Genomic DNA, 2,176 nt, shown 5'->3' with positions numbered 1-2,176 from the left:
TGCATTTCTTGAATTCTAGCCGTATCATCGCTTGGTATAACAAGATTATGATCGCAAAGCTTATTCATCGTTCCACCACCTTTTCCGCTAAGCCCTAAACAAAGCATATTAAGTTCTTTTGCTTTTTTAAAAGCTTCTAAAACATTAGGGCTTTTTCCGCTCGTTGAAATACCGATTAAAATATCATTTTCATTTCCTAAAGCTTCCACTTGTCTTGAAAAAACAAACTCAAAACCATAGTCATTTCCTATAGCACTAAGTGCTGAAGTATCGGTTGTAAGTGCTATGCCTGCTAAAGCTTTGCGTTCTTTTTTATAACGCCCACTAAGTTCAGCTGCAAAATGCTGGGCATCAGCTGCACTCCCACCATTTCCGCAAATCAAAATCTTGCCACCTTTTTTAAGACACTCGCACAAAAGCTCTCCTACTTTAGCGATTTGTCCTTTTAAAATTTCACTTTCTTGAGCGATTTTTTGATGTTCTTGCCATTCTTTTTCCACTAAATTTATCATTTTTTATCCTTAATCTTTTCTATGATCTTGCTCGTACTAAATCCTTCTTCAAAGTCGATTAATTCAACTCTTGAAACGATATCCGCACCCACAACAAGCTTATCTTTATAATCAGCTCCTTTAACCAAAATATCGGGCTTTAACAAACCTTGTTTATCCCAATTGCGGATTGTTTGTATTGTAACACCAAGTAAATTTGCAGCGTATCCGATAGAAACGAGCTTATCCATTATAGTTTAATCCTACTAGAATGATTATATTCATTATTATAAGAGTGGCTTTTAGATTGTGTTTTGTCTGATATTAAATCATTAAACCAAGCAACATTATTTTGCAAATCTAATATCCCATTTGTTATCTTTGCAATTAATTCATAATTTTTAGTATTATCATAAACTAAAATCTCATCACATAATGGCATAATTTTTAAAAGATTTTGCATACTTTCATAATATCTTTTATCTATTAAATGCGGCTCTATGTCGTGCCCACCTTTAGCTACTCTTATTTTTACTCGCGCTTTTGCAGTTTTCGGGCTATCAAGTCCTACGAAGTGTAAATTGATTTTATAACCATGCTCTTTTAATTCACTAAATAGATTTAATATAGCTTTTCCGCAAAGCGTAGTTTCTTGATTAAAATTAAGTTTATCATTTATATATACTTTACGCATTTTTATAGCTATCTTTGAGGCACGAACTTGAGTTTGTCTATCTCTATGATCTCCAATGCTTTGAGCTATCTCATCTACATTTATGCGATAACCTAAATTTATTCCTTGCTCTTGTGCTAAAAAATATAAAGTAGTCTTTCCTGCACCATTTACACCAGCAAAAATAGTAGCTGTTGGTTGATTTACCATAAAAAGTTCCTTGTATAAATTTTTAAGTAATAGTAATAAATTTTCAATAAAAATCTAAAAATATTTGATATTTATTTATAGTTTTTCATAGGTTTTTATAAATCAATTTTATAGCTCTCATCGATGATCTGACAAAGTGTGTGTATGATCAAAATGTGCATTTCTTGAATTCTAGCCGTATCATCGCTTGGTATAACAAGATTATGATCGCAAAGCTTATTCATCGTTCCACCACCTTTTCCGCTAAGCCCTAAACAAAGCATATTAAGTTCTTTTGCTTTTTTAAAAGCTTCTAAAACATTAGGGCTTTTTCCGCTCGTTGAAATACCGATTAAAATATCATTTTCATTTCCTAAAGCTTCCACTTGTCTTGAAAAAACAAACTCAAAACCATAGTCATTTCCTATAGCACTAAGTGCTGAAGTATCGGTTGTAAGTGCTATGCCTGCTAAAGCTTTGCGTTCTTTTTTATAACGCCCACTAAGTTCAGCTGCAAAATGCTGGGCATCAGCTGCACTCCCACCATTTCCGCAAATCAAAATCTTGCCACCTTTTTTAAGACACTCGCACAAAAGCTCTCCTACTTTAGCGATTTGTCCTTTTAAAATTTCACTTTCTTGAGCGATTTTTTGATGTTCTTGCCATTCTTTTTCCACTAAATTTATCATTTTTTATCCTTAATCTTTTCTATGATCTTGCTCGTACTAAATCCTTCTTCAAAGTCGATTAATTCAACTCTTGAAACGATATCCGCACCCACAACAAGCTTATCTTTATAATCAGCTCCTTTAACCAAAATATC

Annotated in this window: 3 protein-coding genes and 1 pseudogene; all 4 read right to left on the bottom strand. The window is 33.0% G+C overall.

From position 1 onward, the window contains the following. The coding region (gene gmhA / locus AJ881_RS03760) for a D-sedoheptulose 7-phosphate isomerase (protein ID WP_070282268.1) at positions 1–512 on the bottom strand (512 nt) is incomplete at its 3' end. A 95-nt stretch (positions 513–607) separates the two neighbouring features. Then, a pseudogene (locus AJ881_RS09390) lies at positions 608–742 on the bottom strand (MerR family DNA-binding transcriptional regulator); the annotation flags it as partial. Further along, positions 742–1,374, bottom strand: coding sequence for a zeta toxin family protein (locus tag AJ881_RS03750; protein WP_044779108.1), 633 nt, complete (start codon positions 1,372–1,374; stop codon positions 742–744). The pseudogene AJ881_RS09390 and the gene AJ881_RS03750, both read right to left, overlap by 1 nt. Before the next feature lie 95 nt (positions 1,375–1,469). Further along, positions 1,470–2,042 carry a D-sedoheptulose 7-phosphate isomerase gene (gene gmhA, locus AJ881_RS03745; RefSeq protein ID WP_070282271.1) on the bottom strand — a complete coding sequence of 191 codons (573 nt, stop codon included), beginning with the start codon at positions 2,040–2,042 and terminating at the stop codon, positions 1,470–1,472. Positions 2,043–2,176: the final 134 nt, after the last annotated feature.

Origin of the sequence: Campylobacter sp. BCW_6460, assembly GCF_001762705.1 — a bacterium.
Classification (GTDB): Bacteria; Campylobacterota; Campylobacteria; order Campylobacterales; family Campylobacteraceae; genus Campylobacter_D; species Campylobacter_D jejuni.
This window is presented reverse-complemented; position numbering and strand designations above follow the sequence as displayed.

What these genes read in the sequence shown, in the direction of transcription:
- AJ881_RS03750 (WP_044779108.1), bottom strand. Translation starts at nt 1,374, where the DNA reads ATGGTAAATCAACCAACAGCTACTATTTTTGCTGGTGTAAATGGTGCA.
- gmhA (WP_070282271.1), bottom strand. Translation starts at nt 2,042, where the DNA reads ATGATAAATTTAGTGGAAAAAGAATGGCAAGAACATCAAAAAATCGCT.